Here is a 20,062-nt window from a genome sequence, read left to right on the forward strand (position 1 = left end):
AGAGTTAACGTTTTCCGCTGTGCAGCCAGTACGGCTCCTGCGAAATGGCCTCATTACGGAAATGCTCAATTTCAATATGCTGACGGGTTTCGATGGCATGCTTCAGCCCCTGCCAGTTTTCCAGCCACGCCTGCGCCTGTGGCCCGTCGTAGGCACCGGAAAGGAGCAGCATGCTGTCGATGTTGCGCGAAAGACGGGGAAGCTGATCGCCATATTTATCGCCGAGCGGATACGCAAAGGTGCTCTTCAGTTCAGCGGCATGACGGGAAAGATGAATGTCCGCGAAACGCTTAAAGTTTTCCGCAATTTTGGCCTCGGCTTTCGCATCCAGGAACGCGCGCCAGCCGCGCGTGACCAGAAACTCGGTCAGCGCCAGTTTTGCCGAAGCGGCTTGCGGGCTGTAAATCGCCGTTTGCGCCGAGACGTCCGAGAGCATCAGCGTTTCGGTTTGCGCCAGCAGATCACGTAAGTGAGCGCTCGCTTTGCGAGGAACGATACCGCCGAACAGCGCCAGGGTATGGCGCACCAGGGCAATCGCCGCGAGCACGTGGGATTTGGCGTTTTTCACATTTCGCACCCACAACTCTTCGTGGTACTGCCACTGCGAAAGCGCCAGCTCCAGCGCGGCTTCCAGCCCCTGCTCAACGCTGGCTTTCGGCGCGACGCGCAAAATGGTCGTCTCTTTCAGGACGCGCGGCGCATTTCCGGCCGCCAGATGGTAACCCCGCGCGGCTTTACTCAGGCTTCCCTGACGCAGTCCGGACTGGCTCACCAGCCTGCGCGCCAGCTTCAGCACGTCATTCGCGTCCCCTTCCAGCAGTTCAAGCTCCAGTTCACAAATGGGTTCCTGGAACTCTCCCGCCTTCACCTCACCGAGATCGAGAGCGATTTCGATGCGGCTTTTACCTTCCGTCACCAGCCATTTCTCGCGCCAGAAATCGGTGCTGAACAGCGGCTGCACCTGTTCTGCCAGCGTGGCAGGCAGCTCGCCTTCCGGCCAGACGTCCGTCGGGAAGCGTTCGAGCTCAAGTTCTGGCTGACTGATGTCGATATTGTATTCCGGACGCTGATGTAACCCGCCGACCACGCGGCCGGCAATTTTCATCGTCATCTCGTAGCGCCCGCTCGCGCCACGGATGCGCAGCCCCATATCGTGGCGGCGCAGCCAGTTGTCCGGCGTTTCGTAATAGATATTAAGCAGTTGTACCGGTGCATGGTGTTCGCCGGAGAGCGTATGCAGATGCTGGCGGAGTGCGTCAACGCTGTCTTTTTCGACGATAAATTTTAATTCGATTTCCTGAGCCATAGCCTTGTACTTTTGCGGGCGTCACAGACGCGTCAATGAGGGCGAACTTCCTCGCCATTTGTTTGTCAGTACATAGTATTTTGCGCCAAATTGCCATGCAATGAGCAATTTGTCGGGCGTAAATGTCCAGAGTCGTGACACAGATGATTCTGATTGCTGACGAATGCTTTGCGTAGAGACACTGTTGCCACTACTATCGTTCCACTATTTATGAAAATAACGACTAATGATGCTTAAATTACGCCTGATTGGACTTACTTTACTCGCTTTTAGCGCCGCAACAGCCGTGCACGCTGAAGAGAAGCGTTACGTTTCTGACGAACTGAACACCTGGGTACGCAGTGGCCCCGGAGATAATTATCGCCTCGTGGGCACGGTCAATGCCGGCGAGGAAGTCACCCTGTTACAGACCAACGCGGACACCAACTACGGTCAGGTTCGCGACAGTTCTGGCCGTACGTCCTGGATCCCGCTGAAAGAGCTGAGCACCGTGCCAAGCCTGCGCACCCGCGTGCCGGATCTGGAAAATCAGGTGAAAACCCTGACCGACAAGCTGAACAACATCGACGGAACCTGGAACCAGCGTACCGCCGAAATGCAGCAGAAAGTGGCGCAGAGCGACGGTGTGATTAACGGGCTGAAAGAAGAGAACCAGAAGCTGAAAAACGAGCTGATTGTCGCGCAGAAGAAAGTGAATGCCGCCAACCTGCAGCTCGATGACAAACAGCGCACCATCATCATGCAGTGGTTTATGTATGGCGGCGGCGTGCTGGGCGTCGGTCTGGTGCTGGGTCTGGTTCTGCCGCACCTGATCCCAAGCCGTAAGCGTAAAGATCGCTGGATGAACTAATTCGTCTTCTCTGCCAGACTTACGTATCATTCTGGAAAAGAGAAAACGGGAGTGTCAGGCGTGAAGAGTTATCTGGTCGGTGGTGCGGTTCGTGATGCGTTGTTAGGTCTGCCGGTCAAAGATAAAGACTGGGTGGTGGTGGGCGCCACCCCGGAAGAGATGCTCGACGCGGGCTACCAGCAGGTAGGCCGCGATTTTCCCGTGTTCCTGCACCCGAAAAGCCGCGAAGAGTATGCCCTGGCGCGTACCGAGCGGAAATCAGGTTCGGGCTATACGGGCTTCACCTGCTATGCCGCGCCTGACGTCACGCTGGAGGAAGATCTCCTGCGTCGCGATCTGACCATTAACGCGCTGGCGCAGGACGAGCACGGCCAGATTGTTGACGCTTATGGCGGCCAGGACGATCTGCGCAACCGTCTTTTACGCCACGTCTCCCCGGCGTTTTCTGAAGATCCGCTCCGCGTGCTGCGCGTGGCGCGTTTTGCCGCGCGTTACGCCCATCTCAGCTTCCGTATTGCCGATGAGACAATGGCGCTGATGACCGCCATGACCGAGGCGGGCGAGCTTGAACACCTGACGCCAGAGCGCGTCTGGAAAGAGACGGAGAATGCCCTCACCACGCGTAACCCGCAGGTCTTTTTCCAGGTCCTGCGCGACTGTGGCGCGCTGAAGGTGCTGTTCCCGGAAATAGACGCGCTGTTTGGCGTCCCGGCTCCGGCGAAATGGCACCCGGAAATTGATACCGGCGTGCACACGCTGATGACCCTGAGCATGGCGGCCATGCTCAGCCCTGACGTGGACGTGCGTTTTTCCACCCTGTGCCACGATCTGGGCAAAGGCTTAACGCCAAAAGAGCTCTGGCCACGGCACCACGGTCACGGTCCGGCCGGGGTGAAGCTGGTCGAGGGGCTGTGCCAGCGTCTGCGCGTGCCGAACGAAATCCGCGATCTGGCGAAACTGGTGGCTGAATTCCACGATCTGATCCACACCTTCCCCATCCTGAAACCGGCCACCATCGTTAAGCTTTTCGATAACATCGACGCCTGGCGCAAACCCCAGCGCGTGGAGCAAATCGCGCTGACCAGCGAAGCTGACGTGCGCGGGCGTACCGGGTTTGAAGCGTGCGACTACCCGCAGGGACGTTTACTGCGTAAAGCCTGGGAGGTAGCGAAAGCGGTGCCGACGAAGGACGTCGTCGAGGCGGGATTCAAAGGACCGGAAATTCGCGAAGAACTCACGAAACGGCGAATTCAGGCGGTCTCTGACTGGAAGGAAAAGCATTGCCCTCAGCCGAAAGACTGAGGGCGGTTGGTCATCAGAAGAAGACCACGTACACGGCAGCCGCGACGATAAAGCGGTAGATCGCGAACGGAATGAACGAGATACGCTTAATCAGCTGCAGGAAAGTTTTGATGGCAATCAGCGCCACGATAAACGCGGTGATGAAGCCAACGGCGAACATGGGAATGTCGCCCGTGGTGAGGAAACCGATGCTTTTATAGAGGTCAAGCGCGGTGGCACCCATCATCATCGGCACCGCCAGCAGGAAAGAGAACTCTGACGCGGCGTAACGGCTTACGCCCATCAGCATCCCGCCGGAGATGGTTGCGCCTGAACGTGAGAAGCCCGGCCACAGCGCCAGACACTGGAAGCAGCCAATGATAAACGCCTGACGATACGTCATATCGTCCAGCCCTTCCGCGCGCGGCGTTTTTGGCTTCAGCACTTCCGCGGCGATCAGCAGGAAGCCGCCCACCACCAGCGCGTACATCACGTTAATCGGGTTAAACAGCGATTTGATGGCGTCGTGGAAAACCAGCCCCAGCACCACTGCCGGGACCATCCCGAGCAGAATATGGATCAGCGACAGGCGGCCTTTACTCATCCCTTCGTGCTGCGGCGGACGGCCAAAATGGATACCGATCAGGCCAAACAGACGGCGCCAGAACATCACCACCACCGCCAGAATCGAACCCAGCTGGATAACCACTTCGAACGTTTTGGCGGTATCGCCTTCAAAGCCCAGCAGATGGCCAACGATAATCATATGGCCGGTACTGGAAACCGGTAAAAACTCCGTCAATCCTTCGACCACACCCAGTATTGCCGCCACCAGCAGCGAGTGCATATCGCTCATCTATAAACCCCTAAAAAAATATAAAAAAACGGTCGCCCCAACGGCTACCGTGAAAGATACAGCTATAAGACAGATATAACCTAAAAGGGTTTAGCTATTATGACGTTAAATCTTGCCTTTCAGATTTGTGCCACGCTCGATGATGACGCCAACGTTGGCGGCGCGCGCCACCGCGCCCGGTTTGCTCAGCTTGATGCGCACCCACGGTGAGTTGAATTTTTTCAGCAGCAGTTCTGCGACTTCTTCCGCCACCCGTTCGACCAGCGCAAAACGTTGCCCTTCAACGTGGGCGATGACCGTTTCACTGATATCGGCGTAGCTCAGACAGTCATTCACGTCATCACTTTTTGCCGACTTGCGGTTATCCCAGCCCATTTCGATATCGAACACCAGCTTCTGCTCGATGGTCTGTTCCCAGTCGTAAACACCAATAGTGGTGATTACCGAAAGTTGCTCTATAAATACAATATCCATCACGACCTGCCTGCTTTTTGGCTAAACCGGATACCACTTCCGGCGAATTATGCGTATTATCCACAGATGCTGAGAATACAGATACATTTTCAAAACGGAACAGCGTTATGAGTGCAATCGCGCCTGGAATGATCCTCCTCGCCTATCTTTGCGGCTCAATCTCCAGCGCCATTCTGGTCTGCCGCATCGCCGGGTTACCTGACCCGCGTGAAAGTGGTTCCGGGAATCCGGGAGCGACCAACGTACTACGAATTGGCGGCAAGGGAGCAGCCGTAGCGGTTTTGATTTTTGATGTTCTGAAAGGGATGTTGCCCGTCTGGGGCGCGTATGCGCTGGGCGTCACGCCGTTCTGGCTGGGGCTTATTGCGATTGCTGCCTGTGTCGGCCACATCTGGCCCGTATTCTTCGGCTTTAAAGGCGGCAAAGGTGTGGCGACCGCCTTTGGTGCCATTGCGCCAATCGGCTGGGACCTGACCGGCGTGATGGCCGGGACCTGGCTACTGACCATTCTGCTGAGCGGCTATTCGTCGCTGGGCGCCATCGTCAGCGCGCTGATCGCGCCGTTCTACGTCTGGTGGTTTAAACCCCAGTTTACCTTCCCGGTGTCGATGCTCTCCTGCCTTATCCTGCTGCGTCATCACGATAATATTCAGCGCCTGTGGCGTCGTCAGGAGACAAAAATCTGGACGAAGCTCAAGAGGAAGAAAAAAGACGCCCCGTAAGGTTAGTTATGCCTTATAGCCAAATGTGATTTTGGTCACCTTCTGCCTGTGGTAACTGTTAATGACACAACACAACCACATCAGAAGAAAATGGCAGAAATCACAGAAACCACTCCCCTTTCAACGGCAGGAAAACACCCCGATGGCGACATCCAGTGGGTGCGCAGCGCCTCGGATGTCTCACGCCTCGTTAATGACGGTTCTCAGGGTCGGGCCAACGCCCGTATCGTGGTCGGTATCGCGCTGGGCGGGATTTTCCTCGATGCCTACGATCTGGGCGCGCTGGCCTTCGGTATTAAAGACATCACCCGCGAATTTAACCTGACGCCCGCCGGTACCGGCATGGTGGCCTCGGCCATTACCTTTGGCGCCATTGTCGGGGCGCTGCTCGGCGGTTATCTCACGGATAAAATCGGGCGCTATCGCGTCTTTATGGCTGATATGGTGTTCTTCGTCGTAGCGGCTATTGCCTGTGCGCTGGCTCCGAACGAATATGTGCTGGCGGGTGCCCGCTTTGTCATGGGGCTTGGCGTCGGGATCGACCTTCCCGTGGCGATGGCGTTTTTAAGCGAGTTCGCCAGGCTGAAAGGCCCCGGCAATAAGGCCTCCAGCGTCGCCATGTGGTGCCCCACCTGGTATGCCGCCATCAGTATCTCCTACCTGCTGGTGCTTTTCTTCTACGCCGTGCTGCCGGAAAGCCACAGCGACTGGCTGTGGCGTTTGATTCTCGGCTTTGGCGCCGTGCCGGCGCTGGTGATTATTGCCATCCGCAGCCGCTATATGAGCGAATCGCCGGTCTGGGCGGCAAATCAGGGCAACCTGAAGGAGGCAGCATCCATTTTACGCCACTCATACAACATCAATGCCCACGTGCCGCAGGATGCGCTGAGCCAGCCAGCCCCCGTCGTGAATAAAGCGAAATGGTCCAACTACCTGAACCTGTTCCGCGGCATCTACTTGCGGCGCACCACGCTCGCCACGCTGCTGTCCGTCGTCTCCTCGTTCGCCTATAACGCGGTGGCGTTTGGTCTGCCAGTGATCATCTCCAGCTTCTTTGTCCAGTCGATGCTGACCACCATCCTGATATCTCTGGCGCTTAACCTGCTGTTTGCCTTCGTTGGCGGACTGCTGGCGGTACGATACGTGCCACGCTTCGGCGCATGGCGAATGTCGCTGGCGGGTTACGCCTGCCAGCTGGTCGCGCTGCTGGGCCTGGGGCTGATTGGTCGTCCGGAAGGCGCCACCGAAGGCGTGCTTGCCGTGGCGATGCTGGCGCTCTTCCTGTTCGGCCAGGGCTTCGGACCGGGCGCACATACCATGACGTTTGCCTCGCTGAGCTACCCGACCTCGCTGCGCGGCGTTGGCGTGGGCCTTAACCAGACGCTGATGCGCAGCAGCTCGACGCTGTCGCTGTTCTTGTTCCCGCTACTGGTCGCCTCGCTGGATACCGCCGTGTTCTGGGTAATTGCGCTGGCGCCGTTTATCGGCCTGGCCTCGCTGCTGGCGATCCGCTGGGAGCCATCGGGGTATGATGTGGATGCGGAGGATTACCGCTAATGACCTCGCTTCGGTGGGTTAACCCCACCGAAGGATTCTTACAAATCATCCAGCAGCGTTCGGGAAAGTTTTTTCAGCATCTCAAGCTCTTCATCATTCATCCGCATGCTGCAGCGTATCTGGTCCGGCAGCGCCATCACCTGCTTTTTCAGTGCGTTAGCCTTCTCCGTCAGAACGACATTTTTCATTCTTTCGTCACCCACAACCGCGATACGGTTGAGAAACCCTTTGGCCTCAAGCTTTTGCACCAGCGGGGTCAATGTGCCCGAATCAAAAAACGTCTTATCGCTGAGATCGCGAAGTGGAATGTTGTCTTTCTCATAAAGCGCCATCAAAACAACAAATTGCGGATAGGTAAGATCCATTTCCTGCAATAAGGGACGATATTGCCGAACGAACGCGTTGGTGACTGAGTACAGTGAGAAGCAAAGTAAATCATCTAACGTCTTGTTTTCTTTCATTTCTCTTTCAACCCTTAGCCAGTTTTATAAAAAAATTATAAATAAAGTTTGACTAAAAGTATCTTGCGCGCAAGTATTATAACAACAACTTAATAGCGCACTACTTAATTAACATCACTGTCTAACACTCGCTTAAAGAGGTACTACCATGAAAACATTAGCCGCCATCCTGGTTTCTTCCGTATTCGCGTCTGCTGCAGCGTCCGCTCACACCACCAATACCCCTATTCCGACCGCAGGCGTACAGGCATTTCTTAATGTTCTGAATTCGGGCAAGGGTAAACCAATGGAACAGATGACCCCGCAGGAGGCCCGCCAGGTACTGATCGGCGCGCAGCAAGGCGCAAAACTGCCGCCCGCTCAGGTTTCAGAAAAAACGATCCAGGTAAATGGTCAGGCGATCAAACTGAAAATAGTGAAACCTGAAAACGCGACCGGCACGCTCCCGGCATTTATGTTCTTCCACGGCGGCGGCTGGGTGCTGGGTGATTTCCCAACTCACGAACGCTTAATCCGAGATCTGGTTCGCGCGTCAGGTGCCGCAGCGGTTTACGTTGATTACACGCCGTCACCTGAGGCCCATTTCCCGGTGGCCATTCATCAGGCCTTTGAAGCGACAAAATGGGTAGCCGAGCACGGTCAGGAAATTGGCGTGGACGGTAGCCGTCTGGGTCTGGTCGGTAACAGCGTGGGCGGCAATATGGTGGCTTCCGTGGCGCTACAGGCAAAACAATTTAATGGGCCAAAAATTCGCTACAACGTCATGCTCTGGCCTGTGACCGATGCGAATTTTGATACTGCCTCGTATAACCAGTTCGAGAACGGCTATTTCCTGTCGAAAAACATGATGAAATGGTTCTGGGATAACTACACCACCAACGCGGCCGATCGCAACAATATCCTTGCCTCTCCGCTTCGCGCCAGCGCCGCGCAGTTGAAAGGCTTCCCGGAGACGCTGATTCAGACAGCTGAGCTGGACGTTCTGCGGGATGAAGGTGAAGCATTCGGGCGTAAGCTGGATGCGGCTGGCGTCCCGGTGACCGTCACGCGCTATAACGGCATGATCCACGATTACGGCCTGCTCAATCCACTGAGCGAAGAGCCTACGGTCAAGGTTGCCCTGGAGCAGGCTGGCGCAGCGCTGCATGAGCACCTGAAATAACGGCATCGCGATGTTTGTCAGACAGCACGCCCTCCGGGCGTGCTTTTTTGTTTCGTCTTAACCGCTATCCATAAGCGACTCATATGACAGCCTTCATTTCTGCCAGGGCATACTGAAACGACCCGATGATGAGCAGATGGATGCAGCATGTTAGCAGCTCAGGTCACTGATAATTCGTACAAAGGCTGGCAGGCGTCGCTTGCCCTGCAGTTTTGTCACACCCCTGAGAAAACCCTCCTGCACTCCGCTCATCACGTCGGGCCGCTTACCGTTCAGCGTCCATTTTATCCCGAAGGCGAGACCTGCCACCTCTATCTTCTGCACCCGCCGGGCGGGGTTGTGGGCGGCGATACGCTGGATATCACCGTGCGTCTGGACGCCAAAAGCCATGCGCTTATCACCATGCCCGGCGCCAGCAAGTTCTATCGCAGCAGCGGCCCGCAGGCTCGCCTGCATCAGCACTTTTATCTCGATGAGGGATCCACGCTGGAGTGGCTGCCGCAGGACACCATTATCTTCCCCGGTGCGAATGCCGCGCTGCGCTCCGTCTTCCACCTGAAGGCCTCCAGCACGCTGCTGGCGTGGGAACTGTACTGCCTGGGACGACCGGTAATCAATGAGACCTTCAGCCACGGCACGCTGGAAAGCCGCCTTGAAGTCTGGGTTGAGGACGAGCCACGCCTGATTGAACGTCAGCACCTTGCCGACGGCGATCTCACGCCCGTCGCCGGGCATCCGTGGATTGGCACGCTGCTGTTCTACCCGGCCAGAGAAGAACATCTCGACGCGGCGCGTGCGCTGCTCGCCCCGCTGGATACGTATGCGGGCGCCACGCTCGCAGACGATCTCATGTCGGTGCGCTTTCTCTCCCACGATAACCTGATTTGTCAGCGGGTGATGCGCGACGTCTGGCAGTCGCTTCGCCCGCTTCTCACCACCAAAACCGCCTGTTCGCCGCGTATCTGGCAGACATAAGAGAAACGTTATGGAACTGACCCCCAGAGAAAAAGACAAGCTGTTGCTGTTCACCGCCGCGCTGGTTGCCGAACGCCGCCTTGCGCGCGGGGTAAAGCTCAATTACCCGGAATCGGTCGCGCTGATCAGCGCCTTCATCATGGAAGGCGCGCGCGATGGTGAAACCGTCGCCTCGCTGATGGAGGCAGGCCGCCACGTCCTGACCCGCGACCAGGTGATGGAGGGCGTACCGGAGATGATCCCGGACATTCAGGTGGAAGCCACCTTCCCGGACGGGTCCAAGCTCGTCACCGTCCACAACCCGATCGTCTAAGGAGCGCGTGATGATCCCAGGCGAATACCAGATCCAGCCCGGCGCGATTGCGATCAACGTCGGACGCGAAACCCAAACCGTGGTTGTCGAAAATCACGGCGACAGGCCGATCCAGGTCGGATCGCACTATCACTTTTACGAGGTCAACCCGGCGCTGAAGTTTGACCGTGAGGTCACCCGGGGCTACCGGCTGAACATCCCGGCAGGCACCGCCGTGCGCTTTGAGCCCGGCCAGAAGCGCGAAGTGACGCTGGTTCAGGTCACGGGTGCGCAGCGCATTGTCGGCTTTCGCGGCGAGGTAATGGGTGAGGTGAAACATGGCTGAGATTTCGCGCCAGGCCTATGCCGATATGTTCGGCCCTACTACCGGCGATAAAGTGCGGCTGGCCGACAGCGAGCTGTGGATTGAAGTGGAAGACGATCTCACGATCTACGGCGAAGAGGTCAAGTTCGGCGGCGGGAAGGTGATCCGCGACGGCATGGGTCAGGGGCAGATGACCGCAGACGACTGCGTGGATCTGGTGCTGACCAACGCGCTGATCGTCGATCACTGGGGGATCGTGAAAGCCGATATCGGCGTCAAGAACGGGCGGATCTTTGCCGTCGGCAAAGCCGGCAACCCGGACATTCAGCCCGGCGTGACGATCCCAATTGGTGCCGCAACCGAAGTCATCGCCGCCGAAGGGAAGATCGTCACCGCAGGTGGGATCGACACCCACATCCACTGGATCTGCCCGCAGCAGGCGGAGGAGGCGCTGGTCTCCGGCGTCACCACCATGATCGGCGGCGGCACTGGACCCGCGGCGGGCACCAACGCCACCACCTGCACGCCAGGGCCGTGGTATATCGCCCGCATGCTGCAGGCCGCCGATACGCTGCCGGTGAATATCGGCCTGCTCGGCAAAGGTAACGGATCCAATCCGGACGCCCTGCGCGAACAGATTGCCGCGGGTGCCATCGGGCTTAAAATCCACGAAGACTGGGGCGCCACGCCTGCGGCGATCAACTGCTCGCTGGAGGTGGCCGAAGAGATGGACATTCAGGTGGCGCTGCACAGCGACACGCTGAACGAGTCCGGGTTTGTCGAAGATACGCTGGCCGCCATTGGCGGGCGCACCATCCACACCTTCCACACCGAAGGGGCGGGCGGTGGCCACGCGCCGGATATCATCACCGCCTGCGCACACCCGAATATTCTGCCCTCCTCCACCAACCCGACGCTGCCCTACACGGTCAATACCATCGACGAGCATCTCGACATGCTGATGGTTTGTCATCACCTCGACCCGGATATCGCCGAGGACGTGGCGTTTGCCGAATCCCGCATTCGTCGGGAGACCATCGCCGCCGAAGACGTGCTGCACGACATCGGCGCGTTCTCGCTCACGTCGTCAGACTCGCAGGCTATGGGCCGCGTCGGGGAAGTGATTATCCGTACCTGGCAGGTGGCGCACCGCATGAAGGTCCAGCGCGGCGCGCTGCCGGAAGAGACCGGCGAGAACGACAATTTCCGCGTGAAGCGCTACGTCGCCAAATACACCATTAACCCGGCGCTGACCCACGGTATCGCCCATGAAGTGGGCTCGATTGAGGCGGGCAAGCTGGCAGATCTGGTGGTCTGGTCCCCGGCGTTCTTCGGCGTAAAACCCGCCACCATCGTCAAAGGCGGGATGATCGCCTGTGCGCCGATGGGTGACATCAACGCTTCAATCCCCACGCCGCAGCCGGTCCATTACCGCCCGATGTTTGGCGCGCTGGGTGCCGCGCGCCACGCCACGCGGCTGACGTTTGTCTCGCAGGCGGCTCACGCGAACGGTATCCCCCAGCAGCTCAACCTGCAGAGCGCCACGGCGGTGGTAAAAGGCTGCCGGACGGTGAAAAAGGCCGACATGATCCACAACGCTCTGCAGCCGAACATCACCGTCGATTCGCAAACCTACGAGGTGCGCGTCGACGGTGAACTGATTACCAGCGAACCGGCTGACGTTCTGCCGATGGCGCAACGCTATTTCCTGTTTTGAGGAGTGATGATGATTTATCTGACCCAACGCCTGGACCACGCGCACCCGACTACCGCCAGCGTCACGCTGCCGATTGACGTGCGGGTGAAAAGCCGCGCCCGCGTGGCGCTTAACGACGGCCGCGAAGCCGGGCTGATGCTGCCGCGCGGCCTGCTGCTGCGCGGGGGCGACCTGCTGACCACCGACGACGGCAGCGAAGTGATCGAAGTGATCGCCGCCCCGGAGTCGGTCTCCGTGGTGCGCTGCGCCGATCCGTTCCTGCTCGCCCGCGCCTGCTACCACCTGGGCAACCGCCACGTGCCGCTGCAGGTCATGCCCGGCGAGCTGCGCTATCACCACGATCACGTTCTCGACGACATGCTGCGCCAGTTTGGGCTGGAGGTAACCTACGCCAGCCTGCCGTTTGAACCGGAAGCGGGCGCGTACGCCAGCGATGCCCACAGCCATAGCCACGCTCATACCCATTCACATTAAGGATCCATCATGCGCAAGTTACTCCTCCTGTTACTGCTGGCCTTTTCCGTTCCCGCGCTCGCGCATCCCGGCCACGGCGCCGACAGCTTTCAGGCCGGTTTTTTCCATCCGCTGACCGGGCTCGATCATCTCCTGATGCTGACCGGTGCTGGCGTGCTTTCAGCGCTGAGCGGCCGCAGGCTCCTGCTGCCGTTTGCCACCCTCGGGATGATGCTTGTCGGCGCCGTTGCGGGCAGCCTGCTCGGCGGCTTTAGCGGCATGGAGATGCTGATTATCGCCTCGCTGGCGGTCAGCGGCGTGATGATGTTTAAAACCGAAAATCGCCTGCTGCTGGCGGTGCCTGCCCTGGCGATGTTCCACGGCTGGGCGCACGGCGTGGAGATGTCCGGCCATAACTTCTGGCTCTTCACCAGCGGGTTTATGTTCGCCAGCGCCACGGTGCTGTGCGCCAGTTTCGCCGCAGGAGTGCTGCTGCGCCGTCACGACGGGCTGCGTAAAACCTTTGGCGGCGGGCTGATTGTTTCCGCCCTGCTGGCGCTGATGAGCTGATGGAGCACGCCCGTCAGAGGCTGCGCCTGATGCAGCTCTCCAGCAGCAGCCTGCCGGTCGGGTCGTTTACCTGGTCGCAGGGGCTGGAGTGGGCCGTTGAGGCGGGCTGGGTCACGGACGCCGACGCCTTTAAACGCTGGCAGATCCAGCAGATGGAGCAGAGTTTTTTCTGCGTCGATCTGCCGCTGTTTCACCGTCTCTGTCAGGCCTGCGATCGGCACGATCTGGCAACGGCCAAACGCTGGACGGCATACCTGCTCGCCTGCCGGGAAACGCGAGAGCTGCGTGAAGAAGAACGCAACCGCGGGGCGGCCTTTACGCGCCTGATTAAAAGCTGGGAGCCGGACTGCCCGGCAGAATGGCTGGCGCTGTGCAGGCAAAGCCAGCTCTGCGGCATGGCGTGGCTCGGCGTGCGATGGGGCATTGACGTGCGCGAGCTGGCGCTGAGCCTGGGATACAGCTGGATTGAGAGCGCGGTCATGGCGGGCGTTAAGCTGGTGCCGTTTGGGCAGCAGGCCGCGCAGCAGCTGATTATCGAACTGAGCGACCATTTTGCCGCTGGGCTTGAACAGGCCTTTTTACGTCGCGACGACGCGCTGGGCGCAGCAACGCCGCTGTCCGCCATCGCTTCCGCGCGCCACGAAACCCAATATTCACGACTATTCCGTTCCTGAGGAGTCAACATGGCTGATTACAAACATCCCCTGCGCGTGGGCGTGGGTGGCCCGGTAGGGTCGGGTAAAACCGCGCTGCTGGAAGCGCTCTGCAAGGCGATGCGCGATACCTACCATCTTGCGGTGGTAACCAACGATATCTACACCAAAGAGGATCAGCGCATCCTGACCGAAGCGGGCGCGCTGGCGCCGGAGCGCATTGTGGGCGTGGAGACCGGCGGCTGCCCGCATACCGCCATCCGCGAAGATGCCTCAATGAACCTTGCGGCGGTGGAAGCGCTCAGCGAGAAATTCGGTAATCTGGATCTGATCTTCGTGGAAAGCGGCGGGGACAACCTGAGCGCGACGTTCAGCCCGGAGCTGGCGGATCTGACCATCTACGTGATCGACGTGGCCGAAGGGGAAAAAATTCCGCGCAAGGGCGGACCGGGGATCACCAAATCCGATTTTCTGGTGATCAACAAAACCGATCTCGCGCCGTACGTCGGCGCCTCGCTGGAGGTGATGGAACGCGATACCAACCGCATGCGCGGCGAGCGTCCATGGACGTTTACCAACCTGAAGGCGGGGGACGGCCTGGGGACGATTATTGCGTTTCTGGAAGAGAAAGGGATGCTGCGGGTGTAGTGCGGTTTGTTGCCGGGTGGCGGCTTCGCCTGACCCGGCCTACGGTTTTGTAGGCCCGGTAAGCGCAGCGCCACCGGGCAAAAAAACTCACGCCTCAGGCAGTTCCGCCAGCGGCCAGCGCGGACGCACGGACACGCTCAGGTCAGACGTTGCGCCAGCGTTCAGGCGCACCATCCCCGCGTAGGCGATCATCGCCCCGTTATCGGTGCAGAATTCCGGACGCGCGTAGAACACTTCTCCGCGACGCTTTTGCATCATCTCGGCGAGCTTCGCGCGCAGCGTGCGGTTGGCGCTGACGCCGCCCGCCATCACCAGACGCTTGAAGCCGGTCTGATCCAGCGCGCGCTTGCACTTGATCATCAGCGTATCCACCACTGCATCTTCAAACGCGCGGGCGATATCGGCGCGGGTCTGATCGCTGTCGTCGTTATTGCGGATCGTGTTGGCTGCGAAGGTTTTCAACCCGGAGAAGCTGAAGTCCAGCCCCGGACGGTCGGTCATCGGACGCGGGAAGACAAAGCGCCCTTCCGTTCCCTGCGACGCCATTTTGGACAGCATCGGGCCGCCTGGGTAATCGAGTCCCAGCAGCTTGGCGGTTTTGTCGAACGCTTCACCGGCGGCGTCGTCGATCGACTCGCCCAGCAGCTCGTACTTGCCAATGCCCGTGACGCTAATCAACTGCGTATGGCCGCCGGAGACCAGCAGCGCCACAAACGGGAATTCAGGCGGATTCTCTTCCAGCATCGGCGCCAGAAGGTGCCCTTCCATATGGTGAACCGGGATGGCCGGCACGTCCCACGCGAAGGCCAGCGAACGGCCAACCGTCGCGCCGACCAGCAGCGCGCCGACCAGGCCCGGGCCGGCGGTATAGGCTACGGCATCAATATCGGTTGAACTTAACCCGGCCTCTTTCAGCGCCGCCTGAATCAGGGGAACCGTTTTACGCACGTGGTCACGAGAGGCCAGTTCAGGCACGACGCCGCCGTAGTCAGCGTGCAATTTCACCTGACTATACAGTTGGTTGGCCAGAAGCCCTTGTTCGTCGTCGTAAATGGCGATGCCGGTTTCATCGCAGGATGTTTCAATACCCAGTACACGCATGACTTGTTTTACCTCGTTTCAATACCGCGCAGTGTAGAGCCTGGGCGGGTTGATGTAAAACTTTGTTCGCCCCAGGAAGAAGGCTCGTGTATACTCCTCACCCTTATTAAAGTCCCTTTCAAAATCGCATCGGTGCTTTACAAAGCAGCAGCATTTGCAGTAAAATTCCGCACCATTTTGAAATAAGCTGGCGTTGATGCCAGCGGCAAACCGAATTTATTAAAGGTGAGAGTTACATGCCGGTAATTAAAGTACGTGAAAACGAGCCGTTCGACGTAGCACTGCGTCGCTTCAAACGTTCATGCGAGAAAGCAGGTGTTCTGGCTGAAGTTCGTCGTCGTGAGTTTTATGAAAAACCAACGACCGAACGTAAGCGCGCTAAAGCTTCCGCTGTGAAACGTCACGCGAAGAAACTGGCTCGCGAAAACGCACGCCGTACTCGTCTGTACTAATTGGTTGAGGGCCTCAGCCCTCAATTGACAGACAGAGTAATAGTCGTAAGGCCGTGCTTCCGGAAGGAATGCGCGGCTTGTTTTCGTTTATAAGTCGCTTAAATTTTGGGGCATATGGCCGGAAGAATCCCACGCGTTTTCATCAATGACCTGCTCGCCAGAACCGACATCGTCGATCTCATCGACGCGCGGGTAAAGCTGAAAAAGCAGGGCAAGAATTACCATGCGTGCTGTCCGTTCCATAACGAAAAAACCCCCTCCTTCACCGTAAACGGTGAAAAGCAGTTTTACCATTGCTTCGGCTGTGGTGCTCACGGTAATGCCGTTGATTTTTTAATGAACTACGACAAGCTCGAGTTCGTTGAAACCGTCGAAGAGCTGGCGGCAATGCATAACCTTGAAGTGCCGTATGAAGCAGGCAGTGGGCCAAGTCAGATCGAGCGCCATCAACGGCAAACGCTGTATCAACTGATGGATGGCCTGAATTCGTTTTACCAACAGTCTCTTAAGCACTCTGCGGCTGAGCCTGCGCGTCAGTATCTGAACAAGCGCGGACTGAGCGACGATGTCATTGCGCGTTTCGCTATTGGCTACGCCCCGCCCGGCTGGGACAACGTGTTAAAGCGTTTTGGCGGCAATAGCGAAGATCGTAAATCTCTCATCGATGCAGGCATGCTGGTCACCAACGACCAGGGACGAAGCTACGACCGCTTCCGCGAACGGGTGATGTTCCCAATCCGCGACAAGCGAGGCCGGGTAATTGGTTTTGGTGGTCGCGTGCTGGGTGATGCCCTGCCGAAGTACCTCAACTCTCCGGAAACCGATATTTTCCATAAGGGCCGCCAGCTTTACGGTCTTTATGAGGCGCAGCAGGATAACGCGGAACCTCCGCGTCTTCTGGTCGTCGAAGGCTATATGGACGTCGTTGCGCTGGCGCAGTACGACATCAACTACGCGGTGGCGTCGTTAGGAACGTCCACGACAGCGGATCACATTCAGCTGCTGTTCCGCGTGACCAACAACGTGATTTGTTGTTACGACGGAGACCGCGCCGGACGCGACGCCGCCTGGCGCGCGCTGGAAACCGCGCTACCCTATATGACCGACGGGCGTCAGTTGCGCTTTATGTTCCTGCCCGACGGTGAAGACCCGGATACGCTGGTGCGTAAAGAGGGTAAAGCGGCGTTTGAAGCGCGGATGGAGCAGGCTCAGCCGCTCTCCACGTTTTTGTTTAACAGCCTGATGCCGCAGGTCGATTTGAGTACCCCTGACGGGCGCGCGCAGCTCAGCACGCTGGCGCTGCCGTTAATCAGTCAAGTGCCCGGCGAAACGCTGCGCATCTACCTGCGTCAGGAGCTAGGCAACAAGCTCGGCATTCTGGATGACAGCCAGCTTGAACGTTTAATGCCTAAACAGGCTGAAAACGGCACGGTTCGCCCCGCGCCTCAGCTAAAACGTACAACCATGCGTATACTGATAGGGTTACTGGTCCAAAACCCCGAGCTGGCGCCGCAGGTGCCGTCGCTGGCGGGTTTGGACCACGAAAAATTGCCCGGACTTGGCTTATTTTCAGAACTGGTCAACACGTGTTTGTCTCAGCCAGGTCTGACCACCGGACAACTTTTAGAGCATTATCGCGGCACAAAAGAGGCCGCTACCCTTGAAAAATTGTCGATGTGGGACGATATAGCAGATAAGGACATTGCAGAAAAAACGTTCACCGACTCACTCAACCATATGTTTGATTCGATGCTTGAGCTGCGCCAGGAAGAGTTGATAGCTCGCGAGCGCACACACGGTTTAAGCAGCGAAGAACGCCGGGAGCTCTGGATGATTAACCAGGAACTGGCAAGAAAATAAGTGAAAGACAAAATCATTCGCGTTGTATCAAGGCAGCAAGCGAACGAAGTCCTGGGAGTGTACATAAGTACATGACCAGGATGAGAGAACGCAGCTAACGCAGAGACAACGTGAAGGATGAAGTATTTAACGGCTTAAGTGCCGAATATCGATCGGGAAGCCCCCGGCAGCCGCACTGAGAGGCAGCGGCAAAAATATAAGTACGCCCTCGCTTTAAAGGTTGGCAGCCCCATCGCCGACACCAATCAAACGAATTAAGTGTGGATACCGTCTTATGGAGCAAAACCCGCAGTCACAGCTGAAACTTCTTGTCCAACGTGGTAAGGAGCAAGGCTATCTGACCTATGCCGAGGTCAATGACCATCTGCCGGAAGATATCGTCGATTCAGATCAAATCGAAGACATCATCCAAATGATCAATGACATGGGCATTCAGGTGATGGAAGAAGCACCGGATGCCGATGATCTGTTGCTGGCTGAAACCTCCAACAACACTGACGAAGATGCGGAAGAAGCTGCTGCACAGGTACTGTCCAGCGTGGAATCTGAAATCGGGCGTACCACTGACCCGGTCCGCATGTACATGCGCGAAATGGGTACCGTTGAACTGTTGACCCGCGAAGGCGAAATTGACATCGCAAAACGCATCGAAGACGGGATCAACCAGGTTCAGTGCTCTGTTGCCGAGTACCCGGAAGCGATCACCTATCTGCTGGAGCAGTACGATCGCGTTGAAGCGGAAGAAGCGCGCCTGTCTGACCTGATCACCGGTTTTGTCGACCCGAACGCTGAAGAAGATATGGCGCCTACCGCCACTCACGTCGGTTCTGAGCTGTCTCAGGAAGAGATGGATGACGACGAAGACGAAGATGAGGAAGAGAGCGACGACGACACCGCGGACGATGACAACAGCATCGACCCGGAACTGGCGCGTGAGAAGTTTGCCGAGCTGCGTACCCAGTACGAAGTGACGCGTGACACCATCAAAGCGAAAGGCCGCAGCCACGCTGCCGCTCAGGAAGAGATCCTGAAGCTGTCTGAAGTGTTCAAACAGTTCCGCCTGGTGCCAAAACAGTTCGACTACCTGGTGAACAGCATGCGCGTGATGATGGATCGCGTACGCACCCAGGAACGCATCATCATGAAGCTGTGCGTTGAGCAGTGCAAAATGCCGAAGAAGAACTTCATCACCCTCTTCACCGGCAACGAAACCAGCGAAACCTGGTTCAACGCGGCTATCGCGATGAACAAGCCATGGTCTGAAAAACTGCACGACGTGAAGGACGATGTCTATCGCGGTCTGCAGAAGCTGCAGCAGATTGAAGAAGAGACCGGCCTGACCATCGAGCAGGTCAAAGACATCAACCGTCGCATGTCCATCGGTGAAGCGAAAGCCCGCCGTGCGAAGAAAGAGATGGTTGAAGCGAACTTGCGTCTGGTTATCTCTATCGCCAAGAAATACACCAACCGTGGTCTGCAGTTCCTGGATCTGATTCAGGAAGGCAACATCGGTCTGATGAAAGCGGTAGATAAGTTTGAATACCGTCGTGGTTACAAGTTCTCCACCTACGCAACCTGGTGGATCCGTCAGGCTATCACCCGCTCTATCGCGGATCAGGCGCGCACCATCCGTATTCCGGTGCATATGATTGAGACCATCAACAAGCTCAACCGTATCTCCCGCCAGATGCTGCAGGAGATGGGCCGCGAGCCGACGCCAGAAGAGCTGGCCGAGCGCATGCTGATGCCGGAAGACAAGATCCGTAAAGTGCTGAAGATCGCCAAAGAGCCAATCTCCATGGAAACACCAATCGGTGATGATGAAGATTCGCATCTGGGTGATTTCATCGAGGATACCACCCTCGAGCTGCCGCTGGACTCTGCCACCACCGAGAGCCTGCGTGCCGCAACGCACGACGTCCTGGCTGGCCTGACCGCCCGTGAAGCGAAAGTCCTGCGTATGCGTTTCGGTATCGATATGAACACCGACCACACGCTGGAAGAAGTGGGTAAACAGTTCGACGTTACCCGCGAACGTATCCGTCAGATCGAAGCGAAGGCGCTGCGTAAGCTGCGTCATCCAAGCCGCTCTGAAGTGCTGCGTAGCTTCCTGGACGACTAACCTGTCCTGACCGTGAAAAAGCTCCCAATCGGGAGCTTTTTTTTGTTTATTCCCTCTCCCTTTGGACTGTGGGCTCCCCAGTAATTTATAAGCAGAAGCAATAACCTTGTTTCAGAACGAGTGAAGACTTTCAGCGATGCTCTGGTCCGGCTGTAAATCGCTGAGGCGTTTCCTGCAGGCCGGGGCGAGGCGCATGGATGCGCCGAGAGGGCGGGCTTTACAGGG

The 20,062-nt window shown here is 57.7% G+C and carries 21 protein-coding genes; 16 read left to right on the plus strand and 5 right to left on the minus strand.

All coding sequences use genetic code 11. The features are described 5' to 3' along the window. Positions 1 to 4 precede the first annotated feature (4 nt). Positions 5 to 1,306 carry an inorganic triphosphatase gene (locus tag ACMWJS_RS09830; RefSeq protein WP_334755960.1) on the minus strand — a complete coding sequence of 434 codons (1,302 nt, stop codon included), beginning with the start codon at positions 1,304 to 1,306 and terminating at the stop codon, positions 5 to 7. Between the two features lie 229 nt (positions 1,307 to 1,535). Between ACMWJS_RS09830 and ACMWJS_RS09835 the strand changes: the two genes are divergently transcribed. Both ACMWJS_RS09835 and ACMWJS_RS09840 read left to right on the plus strand, forming a co-directional pair. Beyond that, positions 1,536 to 2,156: a TIGR04211 family SH3 domain-containing protein gene (locus tag ACMWJS_RS09835; protein ID WP_025912514.1), complete on the plus strand. Its 621-nt coding sequence runs from the start codon at positions 1,536 to 1,538 to the stop codon at positions 2,154 to 2,156. Positions 2,157 to 2,216: 60 nt separating this feature from the next. Further along, positions 2,217 to 3,458, plus strand: a complete 1,242-nt coding sequence (locus ACMWJS_RS09840) for a multifunctional CCA addition/repair protein (RefSeq protein ID WP_045910159.1) — start codon at positions 2,217 to 2,219, stop codon at positions 3,456 to 3,458. A gap of 13 nt (positions 3,459 to 3,471) precedes the next feature. Here the strand turns inward: ACMWJS_RS09840 and bacA are convergent, their stop codons facing one another. Continuing rightward, on the minus strand, positions 3,472 to 4,293 hold the full coding sequence (bacA, locus tag ACMWJS_RS09845; RefSeq protein ID WP_023617357.1) for an undecaprenyl-diphosphate phosphatase: 822 nt from the start codon (positions 4,291 to 4,293) through the stop codon (positions 3,472 to 3,474). Positions 4,294 to 4,398: 105 nt separating this feature from the next. Continuing rightward, a complete protein-coding gene (gene folB / locus ACMWJS_RS09850; protein WP_023309215.1) occupies positions 4,399 to 4,767 on the minus strand; it encodes a bifunctional dihydroneopterin aldolase/7,8-dihydroneopterin epimerase in 369 nt (122 codons plus the stop codon). A 107-nt stretch (positions 4,768 to 4,874) separates the two neighbouring features. On the opposite strand from folB, the gene plsY reads away from it, so the two are divergent. Then, complete coding sequence (gene plsY / locus ACMWJS_RS09855) at positions 4,875 to 5,489, plus strand: glycerol-3-phosphate 1-O-acyltransferase PlsY (RefSeq protein WP_008502955.1); 615 nt, start codon at positions 4,875 to 4,877, stop codon at positions 5,487 to 5,489. A 90-nt stretch (positions 5,490 to 5,579) separates the two neighbouring features. After that, positions 5,580 to 7,046 (plus strand): MFS transporter, encoded by a 1,467-nt coding sequence (locus ACMWJS_RS09860; RefSeq protein WP_045909990.1) that lies wholly within the window; start codon positions 5,580 to 5,582, stop codon positions 7,044 to 7,046. Positions 7,047 to 7,084: 38 nt separating this feature from the next. Here ACMWJS_RS09860 and ACMWJS_RS09865 read toward each other — a convergent pair whose 3' ends face one another. After that, on the minus strand, positions 7,085 to 7,507 hold the full coding sequence (locus tag ACMWJS_RS09865) for a MarR family winged helix-turn-helix transcriptional regulator (RefSeq protein WP_023617355.1): 423 nt from the start codon (positions 7,505 to 7,507) through the stop codon (positions 7,085 to 7,087). A 148-nt stretch (positions 7,508 to 7,655) separates the two neighbouring features. Between ACMWJS_RS09865 and ACMWJS_RS09870 the strand changes: the two genes are divergently transcribed. The 9 genes from ACMWJS_RS09870 to ureG all read left to right on the plus strand — a co-directional run bounded on the left by ACMWJS_RS09870 (position 7,656) and on the right by ureG (position 14,302). After that, positions 7,656 to 8,669 carry an alpha/beta hydrolase gene (locus tag ACMWJS_RS09870; protein WP_414747004.1) on the plus strand — a complete coding sequence of 338 codons (1,014 nt, stop codon included), beginning with the start codon at positions 7,656 to 7,658 and terminating at the stop codon, positions 8,667 to 8,669. Between the two features lie 147 nt (positions 8,670 to 8,816). Next, positions 8,817 to 9,644, plus strand: coding sequence for an urease accessory protein UreD (locus ACMWJS_RS09875; protein ID WP_262811137.1), 828 nt, complete (start codon positions 8,817 to 8,819; stop codon positions 9,642 to 9,644). Between the two features lie 10 nt (positions 9,645 to 9,654). After that, complete coding sequence (locus ACMWJS_RS09880) at positions 9,655 to 9,957, plus strand: urease subunit gamma (protein ID WP_003862556.1); 303 nt, start codon at positions 9,655 to 9,657, stop codon at positions 9,955 to 9,957. Between the two features lie 10 nt (positions 9,958 to 9,967). Beyond that, positions 9,968 to 10,282, plus strand: coding sequence for an urease subunit beta (locus ACMWJS_RS09885; RefSeq protein WP_196346545.1), 315 nt, complete (start codon positions 9,968 to 9,970; stop codon positions 10,280 to 10,282). After that, positions 10,275 to 11,978 carry an urease subunit alpha gene (gene ureC / locus ACMWJS_RS09890; protein WP_024906477.1) on the plus strand — a complete coding sequence of 568 codons (1,704 nt, stop codon included), beginning with the start codon at positions 10,275 to 10,277 and terminating at the stop codon, positions 11,976 to 11,978. The genes ACMWJS_RS09885 and ureC overlap by 8 nt, the downstream gene beginning before the upstream one ends. Before the next feature lie 9 nt (positions 11,979 to 11,987). Continuing rightward, complete coding sequence (gene ureE, locus ACMWJS_RS09895) at positions 11,988 to 12,452, plus strand: urease accessory protein UreE (protein WP_126534136.1); 465 nt, start codon at positions 11,988 to 11,990, stop codon at positions 12,450 to 12,452. A 9-nt stretch (positions 12,453 to 12,461) separates the two neighbouring features. Further along, positions 12,462 to 13,001 carry a HupE/UreJ family protein gene (locus ACMWJS_RS09900; RefSeq protein ID WP_414747005.1) on the plus strand — a complete coding sequence of 180 codons (540 nt, stop codon included), beginning with the start codon at positions 12,462 to 12,464 and terminating at the stop codon, positions 12,999 to 13,001. Next, positions 13,001 to 13,675 carry an urease accessory protein UreF gene (locus tag ACMWJS_RS09905; protein WP_229226314.1) on the plus strand — a complete coding sequence of 225 codons (675 nt, stop codon included), beginning with the start codon at positions 13,001 to 13,003 and terminating at the stop codon, positions 13,673 to 13,675. Before ACMWJS_RS09900 ends, ACMWJS_RS09905 begins: the two co-directional genes overlap by 1 nt. A gap of 9 nt (positions 13,676 to 13,684) precedes the next feature. Further along, positions 13,685 to 14,302: an urease accessory protein UreG gene (gene ureG, locus ACMWJS_RS09910; protein ID WP_008503187.1), complete on the plus strand. Its 618-nt coding sequence runs from the start codon at positions 13,685 to 13,687 to the stop codon at positions 14,300 to 14,302. Positions 14,303 to 14,389: 87 nt separating this feature from the next. On the opposite strand, the gene tsaD is transcribed toward ureG, so the two are convergent. Next, the gene (tsaD, locus tag ACMWJS_RS09915) at positions 14,390 to 15,403 is read right to left on the minus strand and encodes a tRNA (adenosine(37)-N6)-threonylcarbamoyltransferase complex transferase subunit TsaD (protein WP_414747006.1); all 1,014 of its coding nucleotides are present in this window, start codon (positions 15,401 to 15,403) and stop codon (positions 14,390 to 14,392) included. Between the two features lie 236 nt (positions 15,404 to 15,639). Here tsaD and rpsU point away from each other — a divergent pair, with 236 nt between their 5' ends. The 3 genes from rpsU to rpoD all read left to right on the plus strand — a co-directional run bounded on the left by rpsU (position 15,640) and on the right by rpoD (position 19,837). After that, positions 15,640 to 15,855, plus strand: coding sequence for a 30S ribosomal protein S21 (gene rpsU, locus ACMWJS_RS09920; protein ID WP_001144069.1), 216 nt, complete (start codon positions 15,640 to 15,642; stop codon positions 15,853 to 15,855). Positions 15,856 to 15,969: 114 nt separating this feature from the next. Then, positions 15,970 to 17,715: a DNA primase gene (dnaG, locus tag ACMWJS_RS09925; RefSeq protein ID WP_262752000.1), complete on the plus strand. Its 1,746-nt coding sequence runs from the start codon at positions 15,970 to 15,972 to the stop codon at positions 17,713 to 17,715. Between the two features lie 274 nt (positions 17,716 to 17,989). Next, on the plus strand, positions 17,990 to 19,837 hold the full coding sequence (rpoD, locus tag ACMWJS_RS09930) for an RNA polymerase sigma factor RpoD (protein ID WP_023333459.1): 1,848 nt from the start codon (positions 17,990 to 17,992) through the stop codon (positions 19,835 to 19,837). Positions 19,838 to 20,062: the final 225 nt, after the last annotated feature.

Origin of the sequence: Enterobacter sp. HK-058-C-ECC, from assembly GCF_047531125.1 — a bacterium.
GTDB classification, from domain to species: Bacteria; Pseudomonadota; Gammaproteobacteria; order Enterobacterales; family Enterobacteriaceae; genus Enterobacter; species Enterobacter quasiroggenkampii.

Bases quoted from the DNA above. Each gene is read 5' to 3' on its own strand.
- folB (WP_023309215.1), bottom strand. From the start codon at position 4,767: ATGGATATTGTATTTATAGAGCAACTTTCGGTAATCACCACTATTGGT.
- bacA (WP_023617357.1), bottom strand. From the start codon at position 4,293: ATGAGCGATATGCACTCGCTGCTGGTGGCGGCAATACTGGGTGTGGTC.
- ACMWJS_RS09875 (WP_262811137.1), top strand. From the start codon at position 8,817: ATGTTAGCAGCTCAGGTCACTGATAATTCGTACAAAGGCTGGCAGGCG.
- ACMWJS_RS09865 (WP_023617355.1), bottom strand. From the start codon at position 7,507: ATGAAAGAAAACAAGACGTTAGATGATTTACTTTGCTTCTCACTGTAC.
- ureG (WP_008503187.1), top strand. From the start codon at position 13,685: ATGGCTGATTACAAACATCCCCTGCGCGTGGGCGTGGGTGGCCCGGTA.
- ACMWJS_RS09900 (WP_414747005.1), top strand. From the start codon at position 12,462: ATGCGCAAGTTACTCCTCCTGTTACTGCTGGCCTTTTCCGTTCCCGCG.
- ureE (WP_126534136.1), top strand. From the start codon at position 11,988: ATGATTTATCTGACCCAACGCCTGGACCACGCGCACCCGACTACCGCC.
- ACMWJS_RS09885 (WP_196346545.1), top strand. From the start codon at position 9,968: ATGATCCCAGGCGAATACCAGATCCAGCCCGGCGCGATTGCGATCAAC.
- dnaG (WP_262752000.1), top strand. From the start codon at position 15,970: ATGGCCGGAAGAATCCCACGCGTTTTCATCAATGACCTGCTCGCCAGA.
- ACMWJS_RS09870 (WP_414747004.1), top strand. From the start codon at position 7,656: ATGAAAACATTAGCCGCCATCCTGGTTTCTTCCGTATTCGCGTCTGCT.
- plsY (WP_008502955.1), top strand. From the start codon at position 4,875: ATGAGTGCAATCGCGCCTGGAATGATCCTCCTCGCCTATCTTTGCGGC.
- ACMWJS_RS09860 (WP_045909990.1), top strand. From the start codon at position 5,580: ATGGCAGAAATCACAGAAACCACTCCCCTTTCAACGGCAGGAAAACAC.
- tsaD (WP_414747006.1), bottom strand. From the start codon at position 15,403: ATGCGTGTACTGGGTATTGAAACATCCTGCGATGAAACCGGCATCGCC.
- ureC (WP_024906477.1), top strand. From the start codon at position 10,275: ATGGCTGAGATTTCGCGCCAGGCCTATGCCGATATGTTCGGCCCTACT.
- ACMWJS_RS09905 (WP_229226314.1), top strand. From the start codon at position 13,001: ATGGAGCACGCCCGTCAGAGGCTGCGCCTGATGCAGCTCTCCAGCAGC.
- ACMWJS_RS09835 (WP_025912514.1), top strand. From the start codon at position 1,536: ATGCTTAAATTACGCCTGATTGGACTTACTTTACTCGCTTTTAGCGCC.
- ACMWJS_RS09830 (WP_334755960.1), bottom strand. From the start codon at position 1,306: ATGGCTCAGGAAATCGAATTAAAATTTATCGTCGAAAAAGACAGCGTT.
- rpoD (WP_023333459.1), top strand. From the start codon at position 17,990: ATGGAGCAAAACCCGCAGTCACAGCTGAAACTTCTTGTCCAACGTGGT.
- rpsU (WP_001144069.1), top strand. From the start codon at position 15,640: ATGCCGGTAATTAAAGTACGTGAAAACGAGCCGTTCGACGTAGCACTG.
- ACMWJS_RS09880 (WP_003862556.1), top strand. From the start codon at position 9,655: ATGGAACTGACCCCCAGAGAAAAAGACAAGCTGTTGCTGTTCACCGCC.